General features: G+C 46.0%; 31 protein-coding genes. 15 read left to right on the top strand and 16 right to left on the bottom strand.

The annotated features are described in order from the left end of the window. Position 1: 1 nt before the first annotated feature. Genes FD963_RS08030 through FD963_RS08045 form a run of 4 tightly spaced genes read left to right on the top strand, consistent with a single transcriptional unit; the run spans position 2 to position 3,056 of the window. The gene (locus FD963_RS08030; protein WP_215361758.1) at positions 2–979 is read left to right on the top strand and encodes a D-2-hydroxyacid dehydrogenase family protein; all 978 of its coding nucleotides are present in this window, start codon (positions 2–4) and stop codon (positions 977–979) included. A gap of 23 nt (positions 980–1,002) precedes the next feature. After that, positions 1,003–1,542 carry a chromate transporter gene (locus FD963_RS08035; RefSeq protein WP_215361760.1) on the top strand — a complete coding sequence of 180 codons (540 nt, stop codon included), beginning with the start codon at positions 1,003–1,005 and terminating at the stop codon, positions 1,540–1,542. After that, the gene (locus FD963_RS08040) at positions 1,539–2,060 is read left to right on the top strand and encodes a chromate transporter (protein ID WP_215361762.1); all 522 of its coding nucleotides are present in this window, start codon (positions 1,539–1,541) and stop codon (positions 2,058–2,060) included. Before FD963_RS08035 ends, FD963_RS08040 begins: the two co-directional genes overlap by 4 nt. Before the next feature lie 18 nt (positions 2,061–2,078). Next, complete coding sequence (locus tag FD963_RS08045; RefSeq protein WP_215361764.1) at positions 2,079–3,056, top strand: tripartite tricarboxylate transporter substrate binding protein; 978 nt, start codon at positions 2,079–2,081, stop codon at positions 3,054–3,056. Between the two features lie 46 nt (positions 3,057–3,102). Here the strand turns inward: FD963_RS08045 and crcB are convergent, their stop codons facing one another. From crcB to FD963_RS08065, 4 genes are read right to left on the bottom strand one after another with little or no spacing between them, the layout of a single operon-like run. Continuing rightward, positions 3,103–3,480 (bottom strand): fluoride efflux transporter CrcB, encoded by a 378-nt coding sequence (crcB, locus tag FD963_RS08050; RefSeq protein WP_215361766.1) that lies wholly within the window; start codon positions 3,478–3,480, stop codon positions 3,103–3,105. Positions 3,481–3,492: 12 nt separating this feature from the next. Next, the gene (gene ygiD, locus FD963_RS08055) at positions 3,493–4,272 is read right to left on the bottom strand and encodes a 4,5-DOPA dioxygenase extradiol (RefSeq protein WP_215361768.1); all 780 of its coding nucleotides are present in this window, start codon (positions 4,270–4,272) and stop codon (positions 3,493–3,495) included. Between the two features lie 9 nt (positions 4,273–4,281). Then, positions 4,282–4,419, bottom strand: a complete 138-nt coding sequence (locus FD963_RS08060) for a hypothetical protein (protein ID WP_169709848.1) — start codon at positions 4,417–4,419, stop codon at positions 4,282–4,284. 44 nt (positions 4,420–4,463) lie between these two features. After that, a complete protein-coding gene (locus FD963_RS08065) occupies positions 4,464–4,631 on the bottom strand; it encodes a hypothetical protein (protein ID WP_158009059.1) in 168 nt (55 codons plus the stop codon). Between the two features lie 28 nt (positions 4,632–4,659). Here FD963_RS08065 and FD963_RS08070 point away from each other — a divergent pair, with 28 nt between their 5' ends. Then, positions 4,660–5,322, top strand: a complete 663-nt coding sequence (locus tag FD963_RS08070; RefSeq protein WP_215361770.1) for a site-2 protease family protein — start codon at positions 4,660–4,662, stop codon at positions 5,320–5,322. 69 nt (positions 5,323–5,391) lie between these two features. Continuing rightward, positions 5,392–5,844, top strand: coding sequence for a cytochrome c (locus FD963_RS08075; protein WP_215361772.1), 453 nt, complete (start codon positions 5,392–5,394; stop codon positions 5,842–5,844). 17 nt (positions 5,845–5,861) lie between these two features. Here FD963_RS08075 and FD963_RS08080 read toward each other — a convergent pair whose 3' ends face one another. Beyond that, the gene (locus FD963_RS08080; RefSeq protein ID WP_215361774.1) at positions 5,862–6,542 is read right to left on the bottom strand and encodes a cytochrome b/b6 domain-containing protein; all 681 of its coding nucleotides are present in this window, start codon (positions 6,540–6,542) and stop codon (positions 5,862–5,864) included. Between the two features lie 43 nt (positions 6,543–6,585). On the opposite strand from FD963_RS08080, the gene FD963_RS08085 reads away from it, so the two are divergent. Further along, positions 6,586–7,791 carry an MFS transporter gene (locus FD963_RS08085; protein ID WP_215361776.1) on the top strand — a complete coding sequence of 402 codons (1,206 nt, stop codon included), beginning with the start codon at positions 6,586–6,588 and terminating at the stop codon, positions 7,789–7,791. 21 nt (positions 7,792–7,812) lie between these two features. On the opposite strand, the gene FD963_RS08090 is transcribed toward FD963_RS08085, so the two are convergent. Continuing rightward, complete coding sequence (locus FD963_RS08090; RefSeq protein WP_215361778.1) at positions 7,813–8,754, bottom strand: 3-hydroxyacyl-CoA dehydrogenase family protein; 942 nt, start codon at positions 8,752–8,754, stop codon at positions 7,813–7,815. Between the two features lie 84 nt (positions 8,755–8,838). Here FD963_RS08090 and FD963_RS08095 point away from each other — a divergent pair, with 84 nt between their 5' ends. The 4 genes from FD963_RS08095 (at position 8,839) to FD963_RS08110 (ending at position 13,803) form a co-directional block, all read left to right on the top strand. Next, on the top strand, positions 8,839–9,768 hold the full coding sequence (locus FD963_RS08095; protein WP_215361780.1) for a 2-hydroxyacid dehydrogenase: 930 nt from the start codon (positions 8,839–8,841) through the stop codon (positions 9,766–9,768). A gap of 13 nt (positions 9,769–9,781) precedes the next feature. Continuing rightward, complete coding sequence (locus FD963_RS08100; protein ID WP_215361782.1) at positions 9,782–10,708, top strand: dihydrodipicolinate synthase family protein; 927 nt, start codon at positions 9,782–9,784, stop codon at positions 10,706–10,708. A gap of 33 nt (positions 10,709–10,741) precedes the next feature. After that, positions 10,742–11,692 carry a TAXI family TRAP transporter solute-binding subunit gene (locus tag FD963_RS08105; protein ID WP_215361784.1) on the top strand — a complete coding sequence of 317 codons (951 nt, stop codon included), beginning with the start codon at positions 10,742–10,744 and terminating at the stop codon, positions 11,690–11,692. 98 nt (positions 11,693–11,790) lie between these two features. Further along, complete coding sequence (locus tag FD963_RS08110; RefSeq protein ID WP_215361786.1) at positions 11,791–13,803, top strand: TRAP transporter fused permease subunit; 2,013 nt, start codon at positions 11,791–11,793, stop codon at positions 13,801–13,803. Between the two features lie 85 nt (positions 13,804–13,888). On the opposite strand, the gene FD963_RS08115 is transcribed toward FD963_RS08110, so the two are convergent. Then, a complete protein-coding gene (locus tag FD963_RS08115) occupies positions 13,889–15,022 on the bottom strand; it encodes a mandelate racemase/muconate lactonizing enzyme family protein (protein WP_215361788.1) in 1,134 nt (377 codons plus the stop codon). Between the two features lie 575 nt (positions 15,023–15,597). Between FD963_RS08115 and FD963_RS08120 the strand changes: the two genes are divergently transcribed. Beyond that, positions 15,598–16,827, top strand: coding sequence for a M23 family metallopeptidase (locus FD963_RS08120; RefSeq protein WP_251367211.1), 1,230 nt, complete (start codon positions 15,598–15,600; stop codon positions 16,825–16,827). A 67-nt stretch (positions 16,828–16,894) separates the two neighbouring features. On the opposite strand, the gene FD963_RS08125 is transcribed toward FD963_RS08120, so the two are convergent. After that, a complete protein-coding gene (locus tag FD963_RS08125; RefSeq protein ID WP_215361790.1) occupies positions 16,895–17,335 on the bottom strand; it encodes a universal stress protein in 441 nt (146 codons plus the stop codon). Positions 17,336–17,421: 86 nt separating this feature from the next. Between FD963_RS08125 and FD963_RS08130 the strand changes: the two genes are divergently transcribed. Together FD963_RS08130 and FD963_RS08135 are read left to right on the top strand one after the other, a co-directional pair. Continuing rightward, positions 17,422–17,823, top strand: a complete 402-nt coding sequence (locus FD963_RS08130) for a DUF2177 family protein (RefSeq protein WP_215361792.1) — start codon at positions 17,422–17,424, stop codon at positions 17,821–17,823. Positions 17,824–17,843: 20 nt separating this feature from the next. Continuing rightward, the gene (locus FD963_RS08135) at positions 17,844–19,469 is read left to right on the top strand and encodes a SulP family inorganic anion transporter (protein WP_215361794.1); all 1,626 of its coding nucleotides are present in this window, start codon (positions 17,844–17,846) and stop codon (positions 19,467–19,469) included. 7 nt (positions 19,470–19,476) lie between these two features. Here the strand turns inward: FD963_RS08135 and FD963_RS08140 are convergent, their stop codons facing one another. After that, positions 19,477–20,196 carry a sulfite exporter TauE/SafE family protein gene (locus tag FD963_RS08140; RefSeq protein WP_215361795.1) on the bottom strand — a complete coding sequence of 240 codons (720 nt, stop codon included), beginning with the start codon at positions 20,194–20,196 and terminating at the stop codon, positions 19,477–19,479. A 76-nt stretch (positions 20,197–20,272) separates the two neighbouring features. On the opposite strand from FD963_RS08140, the gene fnr reads away from it, so the two are divergent. Continuing rightward, entirely contained in the window at positions 20,273–21,043 is a 771-nt protein-coding gene (gene fnr / locus FD963_RS08145) for a fumarate/nitrate reduction transcriptional regulator Fnr (protein WP_215361797.1), read from the top strand. Here the strand turns inward: fnr and FD963_RS08150 are convergent. From FD963_RS08150 to ccoN, 7 genes are read right to left on the bottom strand one after another with little or no spacing between them, the layout of a single operon-like run. Further along, positions 21,040–21,300, bottom strand: coding sequence for a hypothetical protein (locus FD963_RS08150; protein WP_215361798.1), 261 nt, complete (start codon positions 21,298–21,300; stop codon positions 21,040–21,042). The two genes, fnr and FD963_RS08150, sit on opposite strands and share 4 nt — an antisense overlap. Further along, positions 21,297–21,500, bottom strand: coding sequence for a FixH family protein (locus FD963_RS08155; protein WP_215361800.1), 204 nt, complete (start codon positions 21,498–21,500; stop codon positions 21,297–21,299). Before FD963_RS08155 ends, FD963_RS08150 begins: the two co-directional genes overlap by 4 nt. 26 nt (positions 21,501–21,526) lie before the next feature. Further along, complete coding sequence (gene ccoG / locus FD963_RS08160; RefSeq protein ID WP_251367212.1) at positions 21,527–22,984, bottom strand: cytochrome c oxidase accessory protein CcoG; 1,458 nt, start codon at positions 22,982–22,984, stop codon at positions 21,527–21,529. Between the two features lie 12 nt (positions 22,985–22,996). Beyond that, a complete protein-coding gene (gene ccoP, locus FD963_RS08165; RefSeq protein ID WP_215361801.1) occupies positions 22,997–23,923 on the bottom strand; it encodes a cytochrome-c oxidase, cbb3-type subunit III in 927 nt (308 codons plus the stop codon). Further along, positions 23,920–24,087 carry a cbb3-type cytochrome c oxidase subunit 3 gene (locus tag FD963_RS08170; RefSeq protein ID WP_215361803.1) on the bottom strand — a complete coding sequence of 56 codons (168 nt, stop codon included), beginning with the start codon at positions 24,085–24,087 and terminating at the stop codon, positions 23,920–23,922. The genes ccoP and FD963_RS08170 overlap by 4 nt, the downstream gene beginning before the upstream one ends. 35 nt (positions 24,088–24,122) lie before the next feature. Next, on the bottom strand, positions 24,123–24,773 hold the full coding sequence (gene ccoO, locus FD963_RS08175; RefSeq protein WP_215361804.1) for a cytochrome-c oxidase, cbb3-type subunit II: 651 nt from the start codon (positions 24,771–24,773) through the stop codon (positions 24,123–24,125). Positions 24,774–24,785: 12 nt separating this feature from the next. Continuing rightward, positions 24,786–26,225: a cytochrome-c oxidase, cbb3-type subunit I gene (ccoN, locus tag FD963_RS08180; RefSeq protein ID WP_215361806.1), complete on the bottom strand. Its 1,440-nt coding sequence runs from the start codon at positions 26,223–26,225 to the stop codon at positions 24,786–24,788. Between the last annotated feature and the right edge of the window lie 37 nt (positions 26,226–26,262).

Below are 26,262 nucleotides of genomic sequence, written 5' to 3' on the forward strand. Positions count from 1 at the left end.
TATGGCTTCATTACCGAACATCGTCATTCTTGGGGATTATGAGCGCGCTCTACGTCGCTTCTCTAACTGGGATAAGTTAGACCAACAAGCCAAGCTCACCATCCACCATGAGCCTTTGCGTGATGAAGCCTTATATGAAGCAGTAAAAGATGCCGATGCGATTGCTATCGTGAGAGATCGCTCACCCTTCAATGAGGCGATGATCGCGCGCTTACCAAAACTCAAGTTTTTAATGTTTACCGGTGAACGAAATGGCACTCTAGAAGCCTCGGCTCTAGTTTCCAGAAATATCCCCATGGGCTGCACGCCTGGCGGACCCTCCAAAGAAACTACCGCTGAGCTTACTTGGGCTTTGATTCTGGGGGCTTCTAAGCGCCTGATTGAAGAAAATAAACTGATTGCCTCTGGTGGCTGGCGCGATGCATTTTCTCTCCTACCAATGCTCTCTGGCGAACGCTTGGGCATTATGGGCTTAGGCGCTATTGGCAGTCGGGTGGCACGTGTTGGCGCCGCCTTTGGTATGGAGGTTGTAGCGTGGAGTCCGCGTATGACCCCAGAACGTGCGGCCGCTGAAAATGCAAAAGCCGTTAGCTTAGATGAGCTACTCAAAACCTCCAAGGTCGTATCGATGCATCTAGTGGCAGGCCCCGGCACTAAAGGATTGATAAGCGCCGATCAATTGTCACTCATGCGCCCAGACTCGATTCTGATCAATACTTCACGTGCTGCACTCATCAATATGCCTGATCTTCAAAAGGCGCTAGCCGCAGGTAGACCAGGGCAAGCAGCAGTGGATGTATTTGATGTTGAGCCCCTCCCTGAAAAAGATGCGCTACGCAACACCGCCAATCTTTTAGTGACACCCCATTTAGGCTTTATTGCTGAACCCATTTTCGAAACCTTCTCCAAAGGCATTACAGAAACTCTTGAAGCATGGTTAGAAAATAAACCAGTACCGCATCCTTTTAAGCCTCAATAATTTATTTACAAAAAGCGACCTCGATGAGTAGCCTAACGCCGTCACAGCTATTTATTAGTTTTAGCAAAATTGGCATGTCAGGCTTTGGTGGTGTGCTCCCTTGGGCTAGACGGACTCTAGTTGAGCGAGACAAAATTCTGACTTCTGAGGAATTTAGCGCCATCCTTGGCATTTGCCAGATCGTTCCAGGCCCCAATATTGTTAATCTCGCTGTTTGCGTTGGCTCTCGATTTGCGGGAGCGAGGGGAGCAGCTGCTGCAGTCCTTGGTCTGACCCTCGGACCCATTGCCATTGTGCTGTTACTTGCCACGCTCTATCAACACTACAGCTATCTGGATACAGTAAAAGGACTTTTGCGGGGCATCTCTGCAGTAGGCGTAGGTCTTATCGCTTCAACTGGTTTTAAGATGCTGCGCGATGAGTTTCGCTTTCCTTTGATGCTGCTAGTGGTTGTTATCACTATCTGTGCAGTAACCTACTTTCATCTCGGTCTGGGCTGGGTTGTGCTTGCAGTTTTACCGCTGGCACTCTTCTTAGCCCACAAGAAAGCACTTAGTTCATGAGTATGCTTTTCAGTGTCTTTCTGAAACTATCCGCCTTCTCGCTGGTTGCGTTTGGCGGTGTCAACGCTTTGCTACCAGAGCTATTGAATCTGGCTGTCTATCAAGAGCATTGGATTGATCTGCAAACCTTTTCAGATTACTTTGCTATCGCGCAAGCAGCACCCGGGCCTAACTTCATGACTGTCACTCTATTGGGCTGGCATATTTATGGCGTGCTGGGTGCATTCATTGCCACGCTGGCAATTGCATGGCCCTCATCCATCCTGATTTATTTTTTGCAACGCTTTATCATGGGCATTCAAGATCCCATCAAGAAGAAATCTATTCAATACGCAGCGGCTGCACTAGCTATTGGGCTGGTTCTTTCATCTGCATGGCAAATTGCTATTCAAATTAACCATAGCGCTGCAGCCTACGCCTTGACCCTTGCGACTATCGGCTTTACATTATTCACACGCTGGCACCCACTCTATCTCATTGTTATTGGTGGAGCATTGGGTGTTTTAGGATTTATTTAGACCGCTTAAGAGAAAAATATGCGACTTTTACAAAAATTTTCAACCTGCCTACTTTGTCTGTTAGCTCTATTTTCAGGCGTAGCTTCTGCCCAAAGCAATTACCCTAGTAAGCCAATTAACTTCATCGTCCCTTATGGTGCTGGCGGTAGCGCTGACTCTAGAAGTCGCCAAATCGCACAAAAGATGAGCGTCATTCTCAAGCAACCAATCGTCGTGGATAACAAGCCAGGAGCCGGTGGCAATATTGGTACAGAAGCGATTGTTCGCGCCGCACCAGACGGATACACCATCGGCATGGGTAACTTCGCCCCCATGTCGGTCAATAAAACGCTCTTTGGTAATTTGCGCTATGACCCAGAGATAGATTTAACGCCCATCATCTTGATTGAAAAGGGCCCTTTGGTATTAGTAGTCAATCCAAACTCACCTTACAAATCTGTGCAAGATATTGTTGCTGCTGCCAAAGCAAAGCCTGGGGTGCTTACATTCTCTTCTGGCGGCATCGGAGGAAGCCACCAACTGTCTGCCGAACTCTTTGAACAAAATGCGGGCATTCAGATGATTCATGTGCCATACAAAAGTGGCTCTGCAGCACTAACCGACCTCATGGGTGGCAACGTTGACCTCATGTTCGATCAAATGTATTCCGCTGTTCCCAGCATCAAGGCTGACAAGATTCGGCCACTTGCTATTACGAGCAAAAAACGCTCCCCTTTATTGCCTAATGTCCCCAGCTTTGCAGAGCTAGGCTACCCAAAAGTAGAGGTTCTCAATTGGCAAGGTCTCATCGCACCTAAGGGAACACCTAAAGCCATTATTGATAAATTGAATGCCGCTGCAAATGAAGCACTTAAAGATCCACAACTACGTGAACTCATGCTCTCTCAAGGGAATGAGATTGGTGGAGGAGGTCCAGCTGAATTTGCCAGTCTGATTAAGGCTGAGAGCGCTAAATGGAGTGCTGTTGTAAAAACAGCCAATATCAAGCCAGAGTAAGGAATTCAATTTTGAATGGTATTGGGGGGCTTAGTGCCCCCCAATTTTATTTGAAAGCCTGGTAGGTCAAGATACCCAAGAAGGTCAGCACAAGTGACCCAACTAGATTAAGTAGCGCTGTGCCCAAAGCCCAGGTAAATTCGCCACGCTGCATAAAGCCAACCACCTCAGCAGAAAAGCTTGAGAAGGTAGTTAGTCCTCCTAAGAAGCCAGTGACCACTAAGAGTCTCCACTCTGGAGAAAGGCTTGGATTGTTGCCAAAGAAAGCAACTGCAATACCAATCAAATATCCACCAACCATATTCGATATAAAAGTGCCCAATGGTAGTGAAGAAGCCATCCCTACGGTGGCGTAATTAAAGCCCGCCCTTAATAAAGCGCCGAAGCCCGCTCCAAAAAAGATTGCAAAGATAGGAAGCCACATAATCTGTTCTTGTTATTGAATTGAAAAACCCAGCATGCCAATTGAACTCATCTCTATTCCATCTGTATAGATTTTGGCCTGCTCTCCCGCTTCCTGCAGGGCCAATGTATACAAGGCCGGCCAATAGTGCTCAGCAGTTGGAATGGAGAGGTGGGCTGCATCACCAAAGCGCTCCCAATCGATCAAAGCCTCATGATGATTGACGCGAATCTCTGAAACAAAAAAATCATTGAACTCTTTTGCCCATGGGTAAGGCTCAGCCCCATCTTGCCAATGAATGGTGCGCAAGTTATGCACCACATTACCGCTAGACAAAATAAGGATATTTTCATCACGCAAAGGACGCAATTGCTTAGCAAGCTCATAGTGCTCCCGTGCTGACATCGCACCATCGAGACTCAACTGCACTATAGGTACATCTGCATCCGGATACATGTATTTCAGGACCGACCAAGCACCATGATCAATACCCCATTCATTCTCTTCGAGCACAACGGGGACGTTCAATAATTCTTGCACGCGATCCGCTAATGCAGGGCTGCCCGGCGCTGGATATTGAACATCAAACAGTGCTTGTGGAAAGCCACCGAAATCGTGAATTGTTTTTGGTTTGGCCATTGCAGTAACCCAGACTCCGCGGGTTACCCAATGCGCTGAAATCACCAATATCGCGTCAGGACGCCTTAATGATTTTCCAAGAGCCGACCATGCCGCTGTATAACGGTTAGGCTCTATGGCATACATCGGACTGCCATGGCCAGCAAATATTGCAGGTTGGCGATGGCTAGTCATTAATACCGATTAACCGAATACGTAACCTGTATGAGCCGCAACCAATGCAAACAAAATAGCCAAGCTAGTAGCAGCGGCCAACATCACGACCAATGTAATGATCTTTTTATTGATCTCTTCTTTAGATTCGTTATGCCATTCGTTCATGCTAAATCCTCTATAAACACATTATTGAATAGGGTAATTATCCACTATCGACCGCGACCGGCCTTGCGCATCATGCCTTTTCCCCCACCAAAGCCTGCCTGAGGCCTTCCGGCTGGGCCAGAGGGTCCTTTGGGGACGGGTGGACGTGCTGGCGGCTTCGCTGCTAGCGCTTTTGCCGGGGTTTTTGAATCGGGTTTCTTTTCGTCAGTCACTTTGAGCTCCTATGGATATCATATTGCCATGATTACCGACTATTCTATCCAAGCTGTCGCAATTAATGCGATTCCCCTGATTTTTGCTATCACCATCCACGAGGCAGCCCATGGCTTCGCAGCCCGTAGATTGGGTGATAACACTGCCTACATGCTAGGGCGGGTGAGCCTCAATCCCGCAAAACATATAGACCCCATAGGCACCATCTTGATTCCACTGGTCTTAATTATGACGGGATCTCCTTTTTTGGTGGGGTATGCAAAGCCAGTACCCGTCAATTTTGGACGACTCAGAAACCCTAGGATTGATTCGATTTGGGTTGCCTTGGCGGGACCGGGCTCAAATTTTGTCCAAGCAATTATTTGGGCGGCCTTTTGGGTGATGGTCCAGGGCTTTGGAATTGATGAACCCTTCCTGACCTCAATGGCAAAAGCGGGGGTAATGTGGAATATCGGTTTACTGGTATTTAATCTGTTTCCACTACCACCCCTCGATGGCGGAAGAATTTTGGCTGGCCTTTTGCCGGTACGCCAATCTATCGCCCTTGGCAGATTAGAGCCCTGGGGATTCTTTATTGTGCTTGGGCTAGTCTTTACTGGAATTATTGGCACTCTGTGGATGGAGCCGCTCAGCAGCTTTTTTCTGGGCATCATTAATCTTCTGATGACCCCCCTCAGAATGATTTTTTAAAGCGAGCAAAAATGACTATTCTGAGCTATGCTGAAAATACGAAGTCCAATTGATTAACGGAGAGCAAACATGAAACTACACAAACTTATTTTGGCAGGTACGGCAACTGCTTTAGCAATTGGCGCAGGCGCGGCATTTGCTCAATTTCAAAGCGCAGAAAAAGCAGTTGACTATCGCGAGAGTGTTTTTACAGTAATGGGCACCCACTTTGGCCGCATTGGTGCAGTTGTCAAAGGCGAACAACCTTACAACAAAGATGAGGTTGCCAAGAATGCTGCAATCGTAACTATGATGTCTACGCTCCCTTGGCAAGCTTTTGGTCCTGGTACCGAAGGCGGTAAAGCAAAGCCTGAGGTGTGGTCAGACAACGCCAAGTTCAAAGCTGCTGCAGAAAAAATGCAATTAGCTGTTATTGATCTCAATAAAGCCGCCCAGTCGGGCGACTTAGAAGGCATTAAAAAATCTTTTGGCGCGGCAGGATCAACCTGCAAAGGCTGCCATGACGACTTCAAAAAGAAATAAATAATTTTTATTGATCGTTATTTCGTAATTAAGTAACCGACTGCTACCGCAATCACACTTAACAGTAGCAAAGCGAAACTGCGCTGTAGCACCCCGTCCTTAGAGGCACGACCCAAGTCAGCAGGCAAGTATTTAGCCTCTTCACTTGGGTCGATTTCTTTGTCGCCACTAATCATTGGCTTAATTAGATTCTCACTTTTGAATTTCTTGTAATACCAAATTGCTGAGATGTGAATTGCAATCAGGGTATAAATCACCACTTGATTACCTTCGTGAATCTCCGATAAGAATGAAGATATCGAACCAGACACATATTTTGCTAGTGGTCCCTGAAAGGAGACTTCATCATCGACAAATAAGCCGGTGAGCACTTGAACGCATAAGACAAAAATAAGGGCAAATACGGAAATTGCACCAATGGGGTTGTGCCCCAGAACGTGAGGTGAACTTCCACTTAAGTAATCAAAAATCGCTTTTTTAGTCGGCAAGAAAGAGGCAAAGCGCGCATGGGTGGATCCAACAAAACCCCAGATGATTCTGAAGATCAATAAGGTCAAAATGCTGTAACCGAAATAAGCATGCCATTGAATGAATTCATCACCCAAATTGATGGTCACAAAGCTACCGGCTATACAAACCACCAGCAACCAATGAAATAAGCGGATTGGTAGATCCCATACTCGAATAATTTTCTTCATCCCTTAAGGATAATCCTCTTCTCCTCTAAAATGGAGGGAATTCATGAATCCCGGCAAAGCCTTTAGAACCCTATTGCTGTATCGCGTTGGCGCAACCCTAAGCTATCAAATTACGATGGTAGCGGTGGGTTGGCATCTTTACGAAATTACTAATAGCGTAGTTTCACTTGGGTTGATTGGTCTCGCGGAGCTTGTTCCCTACTTTGCACTAGCTCTATATTCAGGTCACGCGGTTGATCACTACTCCCGCAAATGGATTGCTGCAATCGCCTGCCTCATTCATATTGCGGTCGGGTTATTTTTAACGGTCATCGCGTTGGGCTGGCTTACACCTCCGATACCATTGATCTACACCGCAGTGGCATTTATTGGTATTGGGCGAGCCTTATTAAGACCTTCTTATCAAGCGCTTTTCGGACAAATCATTCCGAGAGACCAACTGCCGCGTTACACAGCATATGCATCTTCGGCTTTTCAGATTTGCGTAGTAGCCGGCCCAGGATTAGGCGGACTCATGATTGGCTTTGCTGGTCTTGAGTGGACATATCTGCTCGCCGCCTTCTGCGGGGCAGTCGGCTTATACGGAATCACTTTCATTACTGCTGTCCAAGAAAAAACGAGCGGTTTATCTAAACACTTTCTAAAAAGCTTTTTGGAAGGGTTTCATTACGTCAGAAAACATGAACTCATTTTGAGCATCATGGCACTTGATATGTTTGCCGTTCTCTTCGGGGGCGCAGTCTCTATTCTTCCAGCTTTTGTGAAGGAGGTACTCAATGCAGGCCCAGAAACTCTGGGGATATTACGTGCAGCGCCCGCGGCTGGAGCGGTACTTACTGGAATCTACCTAGCTCGGCGTCCTGTGCTGAACGACTCGGGAAAATATCTTCTAATGTCAGTGGCGGGATTTGGTGCGGCAATTATTGCCTTTGGTATCTCCAGTAATTTATGGCTCTGCGCATTCTTTCTATTTATCTCCGGATGCTTTGACTCGATATCAGTGGTGATTCGGGGCAGCATCATGCAGCTCACCACACCAGATCATATGCGCGGCAGAATTAGCGCCATTAACGGCATCTTCATTGGGTCGTCTAATGAATTGGGTGCACTTGAGTCTGGCATTGCTGCCAGCATGATCGGTTTAGTACCATCCATCGTATTTGGCGGAGTCGCGACAATTGCTATTGTCCTCATTACTTATCGACTCGCTCCGCACCTTGGCAAACTCCATCTGAAAGATATTTCTTAGTAGCAACAAAACAACTTATTGCTATTTAATTACAGGAAGATCTTTCTGAATAATCTTCAGGCCAGCACGCAACGCCTCTTGATAGCGCTCACGTTCAGCCTTAATCGTTTCGGCAGTCCAGGTGAAGAAACCTTCACCAGTTTTCATACCAAACTTGCCACTAGCAATGCGATCACTCAAGCACTTCGCTATCGTTGGTGAGTTATTTAAGGTTGGGTAAATGGTTGTACCTCCAGCACCATGCACCTCAAGGCCAGCATGATCTCGCTGCATTGCTGGGCCTGCCGCGATGTAGCGAAAGCCAAAACCAAAACGAACAGCCTTATCAATATCTTCTGGTGTACAGATACCCTCATCAACCATTGAAAAAGCCTCACGTGATAAAGCATGCTGCAAACGATTAGCCAAAAACCCTGGCAGATCTTTTTTCACAGTAACAGGCACCATGCCACACGCTGTCATTAAACGTGAGAGGCTTTCACCCACCATTGGCGAAGTCTTTGCGCCATATACCACCTCTACACAAGGTACTAAATGAGCAGGCATAAAGAAATGCAAGCCAATCATGCGGGCCGCTGTTTTTAGGCCGTTGGCAATTTCACTAATTGGGAAACTCGTACTATTGCTCGCCAATACCGCCTCAGGCTTTGCATATTTTTCCAACTTAGCAAATAGCTCTCGCTTGATGTCTAAACGCTCAGGCACACACTCAATCACCAAATCAATATCAGACCAATCCACTTCTTCGAGCGAACCGGCCACAGACAGTAAATGAATCCGATGCTCATAACCGAGATCTGCCATGGTGCTTGCAAAGTAATCCGGCAGGAGGGCTCGTCGCTCTGTAGTTGGTTCAACCACCTGGACCGCACAGCCACCACGTGCACAAACGGCTGCAACGTCTGCGCCCATAGTGCCGCCACCGACGATAACTACCTTGGTTTCAGCTGGGGTAAATAACATGAATACTCTCCTAAAAGGGGAGGACTTTTTCTGAAAAATCCTCTTACAATGGGGTCATTATTTCAATAAAAAAGTTAGTGAGACATGATCCCCGTCAATTCGGTGCTACAGGTCGGCCATTTCCCTGAAATTATGCAGGCAGAAATAGATCGACGCTTTACCCCTTTTCACCATCCCGATCCTCAAGCGCCCGCTCCTGCCGGAAACTTTCAGGCGATTTTGATTCGCTCCAATACCAAGCTTCCCGAGGCCCTAGTTAAACAGATCTCCAGTATTCGTATGGTTGCCACTTGTGGGGTTGGCTATGACAACCTTCCTTTGGCTTACCTCAAAGAACAAGGGATTAAAGCAAGCAACACCCCTGGCGTCCTAAACGATGCCGTATGCGAACTGGCCATTGGCATGATGCTAGCCCTACTGCGCCAACTGCCCGAGGCTCAGGAATACGTCAAAAGTACCGCTTGGTCAAAAGCACCCTTTAGGCTCACCACCACCCTGGCCGGTAAAAAAGTGGGTATCGCTGGCATGGGTCGTATTGGGCAAGACCTGGCTAAACGATTAGAGCCGTTCAAAGTTGAGATTGCGTATTCAGGACCCAATAAAAAATCTTTGCCATACACCTACTATCCAGATGTTCAAGAATTAGCCAAGGCCTGCGACATCCTATTTTTGGCTTGCCCAGCAACCCCCGATACAGACAATATGATTAATGCCAAGGTTCTAGAAGCCTTGGGTCAATCGGGATATTTAATCAATATTGCCCGCGGAAGTGTAGTCGATGAGGGAGCGCTTTTATATGCACTGCAACATAAAAAGATTGCGGGTGCAGCCTTAGATGTTTTTGAGAACGAACCTAACCCAAGTCATGAATTTTTAACACTTGATAATGTATTGTTAACACCGCACATTGGGAGTGCTACCTCGGAAACGCGGATAGCCATGACCAACTTAGCCGTAGATAATTTAGAAGCCTTCTTTAACCAACAAACACTTCCATCTGAAGTAAATAACTAAAAACGGAGCCAGCATGACGATTTCTCTGCACCCTTCCACCTTGCCAGCGGTGTTATCCCCTGTCATCACCCCATTTAAGGCAGACGGTAGTCCAGATGCTCCTAAGTTATTAAAGCAATGCCAATGGCTAGAAGCTAATGGTGTTGGGCAGGCTATCTTTGGCACGAATTCAGAAGCAAACTCGATGTCTGCTCCGCAGAAGATGAGCACCTTAACAGCATTAGTAGAAGGCGGATTAAAGCCTGAGCACTTGATGCCAGGTACCGGCGCCACATCGATTGATGCGACCGTGAATATGACGCGTCATGCAGTTAACCATAAGTGCGCGGGTGTATTAATGTTGCCACCGTTCTATTACAAAGACGTTACTGATGATGGTCTATTTGCCTATTTTTCTGAAGTGATTCAAAAGGTAGGTAGCGCAGCTCTACAGATCTATATCTACAACATTCCACCGGTTACTAAAGTGAACTTAAGCCTCTCTTTGCTTGAGCGCTTAGCAAAAGAATATCCAAAGACAGTTGTGGGCATGAAAGACAGCTCTGGCGATTGGTCTTATACGGAATCAGTCATTAAATTATTAGCTCCTTCAGGCTTTCGCGTCTATGCAGGTAGCGAAGTATTCCTCATGCGTGCCTTGCGCGCTGGCGGTGTTGGCTGTATCTCCGCTACTGCCAACGTCAATCCAAAAGCGATTGCTGATTTGGCGGCGAACTGGAAAGAATCGAATGCCGATGATCGTCAAGCAAGCCTGGATCAAGTACGTGGAATTTTTGCCAAGTATCAAATGATTGCGGGCATGAAGACTGCCGTAGCCCACTACACCAAGGATTCTGAGTGGCTCAGAGTACGTCCACCATTGATGCAGTTAAGCGCTGAGCAACAAGCGCAACTGCTCGGCGAGCTGAAAGCGATTAACTTCAGCATGCCAGGCCTGTAATTTCAAAATATAAAAATTCATTAGGAGACAACAATGAAACTACTCAAAATCATTGCCTTATCGCTTAGCCTTCTTTGCGCGAGTGTTAGTGCGCAAAACATCTCTATCGCAACTGGCGGCACAGGTGGCGTCTACTATCCGATGGGTGGTGGTCTTGCTTCCGTTCTCTCAAGCAAGGTGCCTGGAATGTCTGCCACTGCAGAAGTGACCGGGGGCTCGGTAGATAACTTAAATCTCATCGGTACTGGCAAGCCATATGTTGGCTTCTCCATGGCAGATGCTGCTAAAGATGCCCAGATTGGCGAAGGTAAGTTTGCTGGCAAAAAAGTAGATTTACGCACCCTGGTAGTTCTTTACCCAAACCTGATGCACGTAGTAACTGTTGATTCCACCGGCATCAAGTCTATGAAAGACCTCAAGGGCAAGCGCATTAGTACTGGCGCCCCTGGTAGCGCAACAGAAGTGATGGCCTTTCGTTTATTAGAGGCTGCTGGTCTTGATAAAGATAAGGATGTAAAGCGTGAGCGTTTAAGCGTAGCTGAATCTGTGAACGCCGTGAAAGACCGCAAGATTGACGCCTTCTTCTGGGTGGGTGGCCTGCCTACTGCAGCTGTAACTGACTTGGCCAATAGTCCTGGCATGAAAATTGTTATGGTGGATACCTCTGATGAGGTGCCCATCATGAATAAGAAATATGGCAATCTATATTTCACGACCGTGATTCCTAAAGCCATGTATAGCGGTATGGCTAAAGACAATAAGGTTGCAGCTGTTGCCAATATCTTAGTAGTCAACGCCAATATGCCTGATGATCAAGCTTATAAGATTGTCAAAACCATATTTGACAATAAACTTGATCTGGTTCGCACGCATCAGGAATACATGAACGTCAGCCTGGAAAACCAAAAAACAAAATCAACACCAGTTGATTTTCATCCAGGGGCACTTAAGTACTTTAAAGAAAAGAACGTCAAACTCAATTAAGTTGATGCTTGTATTGGGGGTGAGTCAGTCTCACCCCTTTCGTTTTACGGTAGTGAAAAAATAAAGCAGTACATAAAAATAAATATAGAGGTTGAGACATGAATCAAAACGTTATTGACAACGAAACCCAAGAAAAACTAGATGCCTTCATTAAGCAAGAGGAAGGTGATTCAAATGATTACAAAGGCTTGCTAGCCAAATTCATCACCCTTGTGGCGGTAGGCATGTCGCTCTTTCACTTATATGCCGCATATTCGATTGTGCCAACGCAAGAGTTGCGCGTCATACACGTTGCTCTGGTTTTATTTCTAGTATTCCTAAGCTTCCCCATCGCGGCTCGCTTTAAAAACAGGCTTATGCCTTGGGATATTGTCTGCGCACTTATCTCGGTAGCCATCGCGTATTACATTCTGAGTGGTGGCGACGACTTTATGGATCGCAACACTGCGCCCAACTCTACCGATGTCATGGTGGGTATTGCATTAATTCTTTTGATCTTAGAAAGCGTTCGCAGAACCAATGGCATGATCTTGGTTACAGTAACAGTCCTGTTTCTGCTCTACGCATTGTTTGGCAACTACTTACCAGCACCGTGGACTCATAAAGGCTATGGTCTTGATCGTCTAGTGGGGTATATGTATATGACCCTCGAGGGCATCTATGGCACTGCCGTTGATGTTTCTGCAACCCTCATTATTCTCTTTACCATCTTCGGCGCTTTCTTGCAATTTACTGGCGCAGGAAAGTTCTTTATTGATTTCTCATTCGCGGCAATGGGTGGAAAATCTTCTGGGGTTGGCAGAACTATTGTGATGTCCTCCTTTCTATTGGGCGGACCATCAGGATCCGGTGTAGCCACAACGGTTACCGTGGGCTCAGTTGCAGCCCCCATGTTGGATAAAGTAGGTTACGAGAAAAATGCTGCCGGCGGCCTTTTGGCAGCAGGCGGTCTTGGCGCAATTATCTCGCCTCCAGTACTGGGCGCAGCTGCATTCTTGATTGCAGATTTTCTCAAGATCTCCTATTTAGATGTATTGCTGATGGCAACCATCCCAACTATCCTTTTTTATCTTGGCTTATTTGTGATGGTCGAAATTGATGTACGCAAATATGGCATGAAAAACATTCACTTTGAGTCTGCTGAAACAGCCTGGCAACTCACTAAGAAATACTGGTTTCACTTTTTCTCCCTCATCTCCATTGTGGTGTTTATGTTGATGGGCTTCTCTCCTGTCATGTCCGTATTCTGGGCGACAGTAGTTTCGGCTTTATCAAGCATATTGCGTGAAGATACCGCCATCATTCCTTGGGCATGGTTTAAAGGCAAGGAACCCATTCTCTCTGGCCTATACAACTCCAACCTGACTAAGGCACTTGCAACTGGTTCAACTGGTGTCTTGGCTATTGCTGCCACCTGTGCTGGTGCCGGCCTGATTGTGGGTACCGTTACCCTGACCGGTCTTGGCCTGAAATTTAGCTCTATTGTGATTCAGTACGCAGGTGGATCACTCTTGCTAACAACTATCTTTACCGCTCTTGTTGTTTGGGTAGTTGGCCTTGCAGTTCCAGTTACAGCCTCTTACATTATTTGCGCAGTGATCGCAGCGCCTGCTTTGATTAATTTAGGCGTGCCTGCTTTTGCCGCTCACATGTTTATCTTCTATTACGCCGTACTTTCTGAAGTATCGCCACCAACTGCACTCTCGCCATTTGCTGCGGCTGCGATATGTAAAGGTAATCCCTATAAGACTACCTTGCAAACTTGGAAGTATGTTGCTCCCGCTATTCTGGTTCCATTTATGTTTGTTTTAGATAAGTCAGGCGTTAGCTTGTTGTTGATGGGATCAACCAGCGCTCTAGAGCAGGCGGACTGGATGCAAATTGCTTGGGTCTCTTTCACGGCTGTTGTTGGAATCATCTGCCTAGCCGGTGGCCTTCAAGGCTGGTTCATTGAGAAAACCAAGGTCTTTGAACGCATCATCATGGTGATCTCTGGAGTTGCTCTTGCCTACCCTTCTACAGAGGCGGACTTAGTTGGCTTCGTTGGATTTGGCTTGGTTCTGGTAACTCAAACAATTACCCATTTCAAACTCAATCCTAGATCTTCTTAATGCACATCTAATAAAAGGATGATCCCATCCTCCAAACAATAAGGCCCGCTTAAGCGGGCCTTATTGTTTTTGGTAATTGCTTAACTTAAGAGATCTTGGTCCAAGCAGCTTTACCTGCATATTTCTTCACAGCCGCCTCATCAAACTCGAACCCTAAACCAGGAGTTTTATGCAAAATCAAATCTCCATTCTTAAAAGTCAGCTGCTTATTAATTAATCTACGGAAATTCAACACCTGATCATCCAAGAAGAATTCGACAAAACGTGCATTAGGCGTAGCTGCCACCAATGGTGCATGTAAATCATGCATCCAGTGCGGGCACACTATTACGCCCTTCAAATCAGCGTACGCAGAAATTCTTCTCCATTCGGTAATACCACCACAAACAGCAGCATCAGATTGCAGAATAGCGGCGCCACCGGCGTCAATCAACTCTCTAAAGCGCCAACGTCCCGATTCCATTTCACCGGTAGCAACGTTGATTTTGGTTTGACGCGCCAAGGCAGCATGCAAATCAATTGCATCTGGAGAAAAAGGTTCTTCAATCCAATAAGGGTTGTATGCTTCAAAGCGACGCACATACTCCAGAGCAGTGGGTAGATCACGCCAGGCATTATTTGCATCAAGAGTTAGCAATACATCATCGCCTACCGCTTTACGAGCCGCCTTCACGCGCGCCTCTTCTTCCGATGGGGATAAGCGCCCCACCTTCATTTTGACCGCCTTAAAACCCTGCTTTACGTAAGACTCCATTTCTTTGCCCAACTTAGCAGGCGTTTTACCCTCTAGATAGTAACCGCCACTGGCATAGGCTGGCACCCGATCATCCACTACCGAACCCAGGTATTGATGTAAAGGTAAACCAACTGAGCGTGCATTTAAATCCCACAAAGCCGTATCCAAAATTGAGATGCCGCGCATTACTGCGCCTGAACGACCTTGGAGAATGGATTCGTTATACATCTCCATCCAAAGGCCTTCACTGCGATGACTATTTTGGCCAACGAGTTTTGGGGCCAGTAATTGCTCAACAGCAAGCTTGGCAATATCTCCACCAGCGCTACCTACATAACAAAAGCCGATGCCTTCGTTACCATCCTTGCCGCGTACTTTTACAAGACAATAGTGACGCTCGGAAACAGTACGGGTGGAAAATGAAGTGACTTTATCCAAAGGTACTGCTACAGAGGCAACTTGGATGGATTCAATAATCGGCATTAAAACTCCTTAATCAAAAATTGATTGTATCGAGAATTTAATTTGCCAGCACTACTCTAAATCAAGAAAAATCAAGCCATCCCATTGCAAATATATTGGGTGAAAATGAGCAAAGTTTTTATCATCTGAACAGGCGTTATTAGAATGAGATTGGCGACAGATTTGATATGCCCTCCCATTCCAACATCGCTAAGCCACCAAGCTTTGTGACGAATTTGGTTAAAAGTGGCAAAACTGGTATTACTAAGGGGGTAGGCTTTAGGACCCCTCAAGATGGCTCCAGATCAAGATGAAATCTAATTTGCTGCGGTACAGCATATTTATTCGTGCACGTTCTCACATTATTAGATAATTGAGGGGTGAATAAAAAAGTATCTCTTGGCTCCCTGTTCGCTAGGGGGGTAATCATTTTGTCTGGCTGCGCCTTTCTTAGCTCAACCCCGGGCTTGGCATATGCAGCTCAAAGCAGCCAACCTCAAAATACGACCCAAGCACGCAAAAAGATAACAGTCCAAACCAGCAGGCAGGTTGGCTTCAAAGATAAATCAGCGGGTGCTAGCTCAAAAATCAATAGTATGAGCCTGAACCCATCGCTATTTCAGCGAAAAGCCCCAGATGAGTTGATGCTTGATAGCGATGCGAATCTTGACTATCGCGTAACTCAAGGATGCCTGCGACGTAACTTTAATGAAAATAGCCTACCAGCCAGTATTGGCATTGATAACCGCCAATTTGCTGAATTCTTCAAGAATCAGACCAAAACATTTTTTGATCACATGCGTGGGGATTGCATCCCTTACGCGGTTGCTTTTGGCAGTCGCAATCGTTTCGATTCATTAAGCATCATGAATGGTCCAATCCAAGATAGTAAAACTGAAGTATGGACATTTACACCATCAGCTGTTGGTGGGTTTTTAATTCAGCAAGACTATCTAAAGGATGAGTCCAAGCGTTTAACTGAGATTCGCATCCCCTTAAGAGATGTCTTGTATGACACTCGTAAAGTAAGCGATCAATTACCAGTTGAACTGGTTTGGGAATTGAACTCTCTGATCAAACAAATTTATCCTGAAGAAAATAATTCCCTCGAAAACACAAACAGCGTTGTGCGCTTAATTGTGGATTTTGGAGATCGAGAAAGATGGGCACAAATTTGGGCTGCAGAAATCATTGATCCCACCACTAAAGAGGTATATGCGAATGCCTTTTGGATGGAGCGCAGTGATATTCCCGGGGGCTTCTTTACCGGTACCGGAGAATCACTTGAGCGCTCTTTCTGGACTAATCCATTAAGCTATCGCCGTATTTCTCGGGGGGTGGGCATGGTAAAAGCCTCTTCGAGTAAGCGCAGCAAGAGCCCCTCTTCAGCAGTCCCCACCCAAGCACCCGCTACCAAGCAACGCTATCGCGCCCACATGGGAATTGACTATGCCGCCCCAATCGGCACCCCCATCTTTAGTGTTGCCAATGGCAAAGTAGTGCACATAGGCTTTAGCGGTGCATTTGGAAACTTAATTGTTTTAGAGCATCCTGGCAATTACCACACATACTATGCGCACTTGAGCAATTACAACGTAGAACTTGAGTTAGGTAACGAAGTGCGGCGCGGTTTAGAAATTGGCTACGTAGGATCAACCGGCAGATCTACGGGGCCACACCTACATTTTGAATTAAGAAAAAATGGGATTTATGTAGACCCCTATGGCTCCAAAACCCAACTTGATTTATGGTCCATGCGCGATAACGAGAGTGGGCAGCTGACTAGAGAGATGCTTCTGCTCGGTAGTCCCATTAAACAAAACTAGAAATTTAGGAATACTGCTGTAATAAAAAAGGGTCCGAATGGACCCTTTTAACTTGATGCCAGATCAATTAACCAAGAACTAATACTGGCAATGTGGAATGCACAATGACTTCATGTGTCTCACTGCCCAACAGAACCCCTTTAATACCTGTGCGCTTATGAGATGCCATGACGATCACATCCGCTTTAGCCTTTTTTGCGCCAGCCAAAATGCCTTCAGATAGGTTGCTATTTTCAATGTGAAGACTTTTCACTTTAGCGCCAGCTCCCAGCGCGGTTGTCGACTTCTTAAATACATCCTTTGCATACGCTTGGCAAGCTTCTGTATGCTGCTTCTTCGAAATTCCATAACCCATGGTGCTGTCTGAATAAACCATCGGAGGCGTAGGATCAGAAACATATACCAACGTAACTGCAGCGCCATCAGCCTTAGCAAGTGCAGCGACTTTCTTTAAGGATTTTTTGCTGACATCCGAACCATCTACTGGCACTAATAAATGCTTAAACATGTTGACTCCCTTTAAATTGAACCACTCATCTACTCTTTCCATCATAATACTTATTATTAGTCTATAAAAGAATAAAGGTAACTTAATTGCTCAAGAATTTTGCTATCTACCTCTCATTTTTAATCGCCCTTATTGCAATCGATTTGGTGTGGCTTTTAGGTATCTCAAAGAATCTCTATCGTAATGAGATGGGTGACTTAATGGCCAGCGAACCCAAACTTCTAGCTGGGCTTGCCTTCTACCTGCTTTATGCCTTAGGCGTCTGTATTTTTGTGATTGTTCCAGCGCTATCAAAACAGTCTTGGATATATGCACTGCAATATGGCGCTTTGTTTGGCCTGTTTTGCTACATGACCTACGACCTTACTAACCTGGCAGTGATTAGAAACTTTCCAACGCAATTGGCCTTCATTGATATTGCATGGGGTAGCTTTGTTACCGCCTTGTGTGCGAGTTTTGCTTACTGGGTTGGCAACCGCATCTCTTAGGCCAATTAAACATTCATCTTATGTTTTTTCGCCCCCGACTTTTTGACTCATTTTCTGGCTATAGCCGCACCCTTTTCACTAAGGATGTTTTTGCTGGGATGACGGTTGGCGTTGTTGCGCTCCCATTAGCTATGGCTTTTGCAATTGCCAGTGGACTCAAACCCCAAGCAGGTATTTTTACCGCCATTATTGCCGGCGGACTGATCTCCTTGCTTGGTGGTAGCCGTGTGCAAATCGGCGGACCAGCCGGCGCCTTTATTGTGATTGTCTATGGCATTGTGGAGCGCTATGGAGTCCCTAACTTATTACTAGCAACAGCCATGTCAGGAGTATTTTTATTTCTGATGGGAGTATTTCGTCTTGGAACGCTAGTACGCTTCATTCCAATTGCAGTCATTATTGGCTTTACCAATGGCATTGCCTTTTTGATTGGGCTATCTCAAGTCAAAGATTTCTTCGGACTTCAAGTCGAAAAAATGCCGGCTCAATTTTTTCAATCAGTGCATGCACTCTACTTAGCAGCAGACACCTTTAACCCCATTGCGCTTGGCTTAGCTTGTGGGAGTCTTGCCTTGCTCATTTTATGGAAGATATTTCAGAGTCGCTTAGGCTGGCTCTCTCATCTTCCTGGCACAGTGGTAGCAATGGTGGCGGCAACAATCGTTACCAGCATTTTTAATTTACCGGTAGATACGATTGGTAGTCGCTTTGGCGGCATCCCTGCAGGGCTCCCCGCTTTTGAATGGATTTCGGTAAGCTGGGATAGCGCTCAATACATGGTGGCACCAGCCTTAACACTTGCCCTATTGGGTGCAATTGAATCTTTACTCTGCGCGCGCATTTCCGATGGTCTCATTCATGATCGCCATGACTCAAATCAAGAGCTAGTAGCTCAGGGTATTGCTAACTTCACCATTCCATTTTTTGGTGGCATGCCAGCGACCGGCACGATTGCTCGCACAGTAACTAATATAGAGAGTGGCGGCTCTACACCCATCTCTGGACTCGTGCATGCAGCAACTTTACTAGTCATTGTTTTATTTGCAGCTCCGCTTGCCAAAAACATTCCTTTAGCTAGCCTTGCCGCCATCTTGATGTATGTGGCCTGGAATATGGGTGATTGGCAGAAGTTCATCGATCTAAAGCAATTCCGCTTGCCGTATCGAATCACCATCTTGAGCGTCTTTATCCTCACTGTTGTACTAGATCTCACGATTGCAGTAGAAGTAGGTTTGCTGCTCGCCTTTATCACCTTCATTTATCGCATCTCCAGCCTATCTCGTTGTGAGCCCGCTCTAGCCAATGATTACCCCGGACTAAACAATCAACAGGGTCGAATTGATGCTTATCGCATTCATGGTGCCATCTTTTTTGGGGCAGTAAAACTCCTCGAAAAGATTGAGGCGAATCTACCCTCACAAACGCTCTTGCTAGATCTAAAGAACGTCATCTACATCGATACTTCAGGCATGGATACGATTATGGAGCTAGCGCATCTGTGCAAGATTCGTAATATTCGATTAATTATTTGCGGCTTAGCACACCAACCACTCGAAATGGCAGGGCGCAGTGAATTTCTATCGACGCTACCGCAAGATTCTTTCTATCCAGATCTAATCTCCGGCATACAAGCAGCAACAGCTTAATAGTGACTTAAGAAATACAGAAGCCACCTTTTAATAAGGCCTCTGGCAATACCCAGGCACGATACATACCAAAGCCGCCTGCAATCAATAGAAGTGCAGCAGCCAAATACCTCACCCATAGATATCGCCCAAACTGAGTGAGTGCCGCTGAAAATTTAGAGATCAGTAATAAGTTGGGCAATGTACCCAAACCAAATGCCAACATCAGTGCGGCACCAGTCACTACATCACCCGATAAAAATGCCAGCGGCAAAACACTATAGACCAATCCACAGGGCACCAAACCCCATAGCATGCCGCTAAACCAACGCGAAGGGCCGCTAGCCATAGCACCTAAGTATTTAGCCCAATAAGCCGCAATTTTGGTGCTTAGCCATTTGCCGCCAAGTAGCCCTTCTGACTTGCCTATTCTGAGTAAACGCATACCCATCAGAATTAAGATCAGGGACATTAAAGCAAATAAGGGGCGCTGGATTGGAATGAGGTTTTGCTGCCAAACCACCACCCCTACTGAAGCGGCAAGAGCGCCTAATAAGACATAGGTTGTGACGCGCCCCAAATGCATAATCAGTTGTAGGTAAAAAAGCTCTGATTTGGGCCGCAATAGGGTCTCTGAGACGCTGGGCCGTTCTATGGCAGCAGCTATCCCACCGCACATCAGAGCACAGTGCCAGCCACTCACAAGAGCGCCCAGAAAGACCGCAACGAGTAAGCTAGTTGTCAGCATGAAATCAACAAAAAATAGGTAAAAGCCATAATCTTCATACTTATAGAATAAACTGATCCCATAAATCAGCACGAATATGAACTACAAACCTACCGATAGCCCAACCAGCAAATGCTCAGTTTGCGTACTGGGTCAGTTTTGTCTTCCGGTTGGATTAAATAGTAGCGAAGTTTCCCAGATTGATACCTTGGTTAAAGAGCGCGTTCATCTTCAAAAAGGTGAAAGCCTTTATCGTCACGGCGATCCACTCAGCTCTGTATATAGCGTGCGCTTTGGCACCCTTAAAACAGAGTTTTGCCTGCAAGATGGTCGCCAACAAGTGATTGGCTTTCATCTGCCCGGTGAAATTTTAGGTCTCGATGGTATTGGTGAGGGACATTATCAGTCTGATGCGATTGCACTTGAAGAGAGCGAAGTCTGCATTATTCGTTACGATGCTTTTGAAGATTTGGCTCGGCAGATCCCCGTCTTACAAAATCAGTTTCATAAAATTATGAGTCGGGAGCTGACTCAAGATCAGCGTCATCTACTGTCACTTGGCACGATGCGTGCCGAAGAAAGATTGGCTGCCTTTTTATTAAGCCTCTCGCAACGTCTTGCTGCGCGTGGCTACCTGAATAATGAATTCGACTTGCGCATGAGTCGCAATGATATTGGTAGCTATCTTGGGATTCAAATTGAAACTGTTAGTCGCATGCTCTCACGCTTTGCGGAGTCAGGCCTGATTCAAATCAAACAACGCCACATAAAACTCATTGATATGGACGGGTTATACGAACTGGCAGGCATTCCAAACCCAGATCGCCACGGTTGCACAAGCCCAGAAATCCCAATCAAACAGGCTTAAATTAAGCCGCGGTCGATTTCCTTGTTATCGGGTGACGCAATCCCAGGCAGAATATAAGCAGTAAGCGCACTAGAGATTGCACAGAAGGTCCAAATCACGAAGAACCCGATTGTGTAAATACCCTCATCAGAAATATCTGGGTGATAACCAAAAAATAAAAGGTCTTGTGGGTGGATCACCGTAAACAACAAGCCCTCTGCCATGCCAGCCACCAAAAATGAGGGCCACAAAATCCAGATTAGTAGGCGGTACTTCATTTTGCCGCCTGCGCGTCTTTAAGCTGCTCAACTTTTAAGCCCTGCTTCACAACGCCATCACGTAACGGCTTATCTGCATACAGATTTACAGCCAAATAAATAGTGATAGCGCAACCAATCATGGCGACAGCTGGCCCGCTAATTAAAAGCCATGGCCATAATTGCTTGAACCAGGGTTTAATAGTTTGTTGTTCTGTCATATCCATCCTCTCCATAGCCCTCTAGCTTAACGGGGAATAATAAAAGTAGATTTCTCTTCGCGGGTTCTAGTAATTAACTCGTCACCTGATATCTCATGGGCAACTACATCAAAATGAATTGGGTAGTTACCAGCCTCATTCACCCCAACATCCGCACTCACTTTGATCGGCATCAGAAGATTGCTAGCTGGCCCAACCTCAATCTCGGTAACAATCTGCCCTTGTGAATTAAGCACTTTTAATCCATCCAAACCAAGCGCCTTCACCTGCACATTCATATTATTTTCAGATGCGTTCATGATTTGAATGCGATAAATATTCTCAATCCTTACACCCTCGACTTCGCGCGCCAATGCTCCACGATCACGCATCACATCAACCCTTAATGGGTTTCGGGTGGCGAGAGAAACCAGAAAAGCGGCTGTAAGCACAGTGATAAAAGCGGTGTAGATCAATACGCGCGGGCGTAATATATGGCGAATTGCGCTTTGATTGGATTCTTTATCCTCAATGGCACGCTCAGTTGTATAGCGAATGAGTCCTTTTGGATAATCCACCTTCTCCATCACTTGATCGCATGCATCAATACAGGCGCCACAACCAATACACATATATTGCAAGCCATCACGAATATCAATGCCAGTAGGGCAAACCTGCACACAAATACTGCAGTCAACGCAATCGCCCAAACCCAGGGAAGCTAGATCTGCAGACTTGCTGCGACTACCCCTTGGTTCGCCACGCACTTTATCGTATGTCACCAAGAATGTATCTTTATCCACCATCACGCTTTGGAAGCGTGCATATGGGCACATATATTTACATACTTGTTCACGCATAAACCCTGCGTTACCCCAGGTTGCAAAGCTATAGAAGCACAACCAGAAAGTCTGCCATGGACCCAAAGACAGATGAATTAATGCAGAACCTAAGGTGCTAATTGGGGTGAAATATCCAATAAAAGTAAAGCCCGTCCAGAATGCGATCAATAACCACAGGAAATGCTTCGTAATCTTTAAACGCCATTTACGAAAACCCCAAGGCCACTCTTCACCGTCCAATCGAATACGAGCAAAACGGTCGCCCTCGACCTTGCGCTCTATCCACATAAAGATTTCGGTGTAGACGGTCTGTGGACATGCGTAACCGCAGAATAAGCGTCCAGCCACTGCAGTAAACAGAAATAAAGCGAGCGCAGAAAGTATGAGTAAGAGTGTGAGATAAATCACGTCTTGCGGCCAAAGAACTAGGCCAAAGATGTAAAACTTACGCTGGATTAAATCAAAGAGAACTGCTTGACGGCCATTCCAACTAACCCATGGCAAGCCATAAAACAGTAGCTGAGTAGCAAATACCAGAATGAAGCGCCAGCGGGCAAAGAGCCCTGATACTGAACGCGGGTAAATCTTTCGCCGGACCTCGTAAAGAGACTCCTCAATAACTTCTATCGGAACAGGTTTCCCACCCGGCGGAATATATGGCACTAATTACTAATCTTATTTAGCTGCTGCCGGTTGCTTACTGTTAGATAAACCCCAGACATAAGCTGTTAACACCTGGATCTTCTCAGGACTTAATACCTTGTCTTGAGCAGGCATCATTGCCATACGACCCTTAGTTACCGTTTCAATAATCGTCGCTTCTGAACCGCCATATAACCAAGTTTTATCAGTTAAGTTTGGTGCACCAATAGCAATATTTCCTTTGCCATCAGGGCCATGGCAGGCTACGCAGTTTGCAGCAAATACTTGTGCGCCACGAGCTGCTTTCGCATCATCTGCTGACAAACCGGAGAGACTACGTACATAGTTAGCAACATCCACAATTTGATTGCTATCCAGTTGTGGGAATGGAGGCATCACACCGCCACGACCATAGGTAATGGATGCCTTGATATTTTCTGGTGAACCTCCATAGAGCCAGTCACCATCAGTTAAATTAGGGAAGCCTTTAGCACCTCCAGCATCAGAGCCATGACACTGTGCACAAGAATTCAAGAAGAGGCGTTGACCCATTTCTCGGGCTTTAGGATCGGCCGCTACTTGCTCAATGTCCATCTTGACGTATTTCGCATAAACAGGCTTGAGCTCATCATTAGCATTAGTCATTGATTGCATTAGCGATCCATCAGTACTGTAGCCCAACACTCCAGGAAACGATCCAAGACCGGGGAATAAAACCAAATAAACCAATCCGAAAATACAAGAGAGCAAGAACATCCACATCCACCAACGTGGTAATGGATTATTTAACTCACGCAGGTCGCCATCCCATACGTGACCCGTATCAGCAACCGCGCCATCGGCCGTATGCACAACCTTAGCTTTTCTTTGGGAGAACAAAAGCCAGATACACCAGAAAATTCCAACTAATGCAACTAAGGCGATGTAAGCACTCCAACCGCTGCTAAAAAAGTCACTCATGATTTGTCCTTACTAAATTCATCCGGAAGATCAAATGGAAGATCTGCTGATTCCTGATTTGCTTTCTTGCGACCAGGAGACCAAGCCCACAAAACAATTCCTACAAAAAAGACAAGGCCTATTACTGTAGAAAATGCTGAGAGGTAGGGGGTAATCTGTTCCATTTGATTTAAGTAGTTTTAATTAATAACCTTGTTAATTACTTCGCTACAACTTCTTCGACAGTGATATAGCGACGCGTAATACCTAAGCCTTGAAGGTAAGCAACTAATGCATCTAACTCCGTCTTACCTTCTAACTCTGCAGGTGCATTTTCAATCATTTCATCAGTGTATGGAACGCCCAAGCGACGCATAGCAACCATATGTGACTGAATAGAGCTTGCATCAGCTGCATTTTTTCCGAGCCAAGGGTAAGCAGGCATATTGGACTCCGGCACCACATCGCGCGGGTTGTTTAGGTGGATCTGATGCCAAGCATCTGAATAGCGTCCACCTACACGAGCCAAATCTGGACCTGTACGCTTACTGCCCCATAGGAATGGATGATCAAATACTGACTCACCAGCCAAAGAGTAAGGGCCGTAGCGCTCGACTTCAGAACGCAATGTCCGTATCTGTTGTGAATGACAACCAACACAACCTTCACGCTGATAGATATCGCGACCAGCTAAACGCAAAGCTGTGTATGGAACAACGCCAGGACTAGGCTCAGTCGTAGTGTGCTGGAAAAAGAGTGGAACAATTTGCACCAACCCTGCAATCGATACGACCACGATCGTTGCAATAATTAACCAACCAACGTTTTTCTCAAGCGTTCCGTGGGAAAAGAATTTATTTTCGCTAGACATTTTCTTCTCCTTTTAGTGTTCAGCAACGGCCATTGGAATAGGCGCATTTACAAAAGTTTTACCCTGCACTGTTTTGAAGACGTTGTACGCCATCAAGAACATGCCGCTTAGGTAGCACAAGCCGCCCATCAAACGAATAACATAGAAAGGGAAAGTCGCTTTAACAGACTCAACAAAGCTATATGTCAAAGTGCCGTCTGGTTCAAATGCTCTCCACATCAAACCTTGCATAACGCCGGCAATCCACATTGCAGCGATATAGAGAACAACACCAATAGTGGCGATCCAGAAATGCAACTCGATCCACTTCGTGCTATACATCTCTTTTTGACCAACCAAGCGCGGAATCAGATAGTAGAGAGAGCCAATAGTAATCATGGCTACCCAACCCAAAGCACCTGAGTGAACGTGTCCAATAGTCCAGTCTGTGTAGTGAGACAAGCTATTCACTGTCTTGATAGACATCATGGAGCCTTCAAAGGTAGACATACCGTAGAAGGACAATGCCACTACCAAGAATTTCAAGATCGGATCACGGCGTAATTTATACCATGCGCCAGATAATGTCATGATGCCGTTGATCATGCCACCCCAAGATGGAGCTAGCAAAATTAAAGAGAACACCGTACCGAGCGACTGAGTCCAGTCAGGCAAAGAAGTGTGTTGCAAGTGGTGAGGACCTGCCCACATATACGTAAAGTTCAAAGCCCAGAAGTGAACAATCGACAAACGATATGAATAGATTGGACGCTCAGCCTGCTTTGGAATGAAGTAATACATCATGCCCAAGAAGCTAGTGGTCAAGAAGAAGCCTACTGCATTGTGGCCATACCACCACTGAACCATCGCGTCTTGTACCCCAGCATATGCAGAGTAGGACTTCCATAATGTTGCAGGCATCTCTAAGTTATTAAAGATATGCAGAATGGCAATAGTCAGAATGTATGCGCCGAAGAACCAGTTCGAAACGTAAATATGTTTCGTTTTGCGCTTCATGATGGTGCCAAAGAAAACAACTGCGTAGGCTACCCAAACTACTGTGATCAAAATATCAATCGGCCACTCAAGCTCAGCGTATTCTTTTGAGGTTGATATGCCCAATGGCAATGTCACTGCAGCCAGCACAATAACTGCCTGCCAACCCCAGAAGGTAAAGGCTGCTAGCTTGTCACAAAACAAACGCGCCTGACATGTACGCTGAACGATGTAATAGGATGTTGCGAATAAGGCTGATCCACCAAAAGCAAAAATCACTGCATTGGTGTGCAAAGGACGCAAGCGACCATAACTCAACCAAGGAATATTAAAAGTGATTTCAGGCCAGATCAATTGGGCTGCGAGGATAACCCCCACGAGCATGCCAACAATTCCCCAAAGCACAGTAACGATGGCAAATTGGCTGACAACCTTGTAATTGAAGGTATCTTGATTACTCCCCACGGTAAGTCCCATGGTTTCTCCTTTTTTGTGACCAAACAGCGACATAATC

The organism is Polynucleobacter sp. JS-JIR-II-50, from assembly GCF_018687895.1.
Taxonomy (GTDB): Bacteria; Pseudomonadota; Gammaproteobacteria; order Burkholderiales; family Burkholderiaceae; genus Polynucleobacter.

Bases quoted from the DNA above. Each gene is read 5' to 3' on its own strand.
- FD963_RS08070 (WP_215361770.1), top strand. From the start codon at position 4,660: ATGATTACCGACTATTCTATCCAAGCTGTCGCAATTAATGCGATTCCC.
- FD963_RS08170 (WP_215361803.1), bottom strand. From the start codon at position 24,087: ATGGAACAGATTACCCCCTACCTCTCAGCATTTTCTACAGTAATAGGC.
- FD963_RS08110 (WP_215361786.1), top strand. From the start codon at position 11,791: ATGAATCAAAACGTTATTGACAACGAAACCCAAGAAAAACTAGATGCC.
- FD963_RS08135 (WP_215361794.1), top strand. From the start codon at position 17,844: ATGTTTTTTCGCCCCCGACTTTTTGACTCATTTTCTGGCTATAGCCGC.
- FD963_RS08090 (WP_215361778.1), bottom strand. From the start codon at position 8,754: ATGTTATTTACCCCAGCTGAAACCAAGGTAGTTATCGTCGGTGGCGGC.
- FD963_RS08085 (WP_215361776.1), top strand. From the start codon at position 6,586: ATGAATCCCGGCAAAGCCTTTAGAACCCTATTGCTGTATCGCGTTGGC.
- FD963_RS08140 (WP_215361795.1), bottom strand. From the start codon at position 20,196: ATGCTGACAACTAGCTTACTCGTTGCGGTCTTTCTGGGCGCTCTTGTG.
- crcB (WP_215361766.1), bottom strand. From the start codon at position 3,480: ATGTGGCTTCCTATCTTTGCAATCTTTTTTGGAGCGGGCTTCGGCGCT.
- ygiD (WP_215361768.1), bottom strand. From the start codon at position 4,272: ATGACTAGCCATCGCCAACCTGCAATATTTGCTGGCCATGGCAGTCCG.
- FD963_RS08120 (WP_251367211.1), top strand. From the start codon at position 15,598: ATGAGCCTGAACCCATCGCTATTTCAGCGAAAAGCCCCAGATGAGTTG.
- FD963_RS08155 (WP_215361800.1), bottom strand. From the start codon at position 21,500: ATGACAGAACAACAAACTATTAAACCCTGGTTCAAGCAATTATGGCCA.
- FD963_RS08100 (WP_215361782.1), top strand. From the start codon at position 9,782: ATGACGATTTCTCTGCACCCTTCCACCTTGCCAGCGGTGTTATCCCCT.
- FD963_RS08080 (WP_215361774.1), bottom strand. From the start codon at position 6,542: ATGAAGAAAATTATTCGAGTATGGGATCTACCAATCCGCTTATTTCAT.
- FD963_RS08045 (WP_215361764.1), top strand. From the start codon at position 2,079: ATGCGACTTTTACAAAAATTTTCAACCTGCCTACTTTGTCTGTTAGCT.
- FD963_RS08105 (WP_215361784.1), top strand. From the start codon at position 10,742: ATGAAACTACTCAAAATCATTGCCTTATCGCTTAGCCTTCTTTGCGCG.
- ccoO (WP_215361804.1), bottom strand. From the start codon at position 24,773: ATGTCTAGCGAAAATAAATTCTTTTCCCACGGAACGCTTGAGAAAAAC.
- FD963_RS08060 (WP_169709848.1), bottom strand. From the start codon at position 4,419: ATGAACGAATGGCATAACGAATCTAAAGAAGAGATCAATAAAAAGATC.
- FD963_RS08040 (WP_215361762.1), top strand. From the start codon at position 1,539: ATGAGTATGCTTTTCAGTGTCTTTCTGAAACTATCCGCCTTCTCGCTG.
- FD963_RS08095 (WP_215361780.1), top strand. From the start codon at position 8,839: ATGATCCCCGTCAATTCGGTGCTACAGGTCGGCCATTTCCCTGAAATT.
- ccoN (WP_215361806.1), bottom strand. From the start codon at position 26,225: ATGGGACTTACCGTGGGGAGTAATCAAGATACCTTCAATTACAAGGTT.
- FD963_RS08035 (WP_215361760.1), top strand. From the start codon at position 1,003: ATGAGTAGCCTAACGCCGTCACAGCTATTTATTAGTTTTAGCAAAATT.
- FD963_RS08030 (WP_215361758.1), top strand. From the start codon at position 2: ATGGCTTCATTACCGAACATCGTCATTCTTGGGGATTATGAGCGCGCT.
- fnr (WP_215361797.1), top strand. From the start codon at position 20,273: ATGAACTACAAACCTACCGATAGCCCAACCAGCAAATGCTCAGTTTGC.
- FD963_RS08075 (WP_215361772.1), top strand. From the start codon at position 5,392: ATGAAACTACACAAACTTATTTTGGCAGGTACGGCAACTGCTTTAGCA.
- FD963_RS08125 (WP_215361790.1), bottom strand. From the start codon at position 17,335: ATGTTTAAGCATTTATTAGTGCCAGTAGATGGTTCGGATGTCAGCAAA.
- FD963_RS08150 (WP_215361798.1), bottom strand. From the start codon at position 21,300: ATGAAGTACCGCCTACTAATCTGGATTTTGTGGCCCTCATTTTTGGTG.
- FD963_RS08115 (WP_215361788.1), bottom strand. From the start codon at position 15,022: ATGCCGATTATTGAATCCATCCAAGTTGCCTCTGTAGCAGTACCTTTG.
- ccoP (WP_215361801.1), bottom strand. From the start codon at position 23,923: ATGAGTGACTTTTTTAGCAGCGGTTGGAGTGCTTACATCGCCTTAGTT.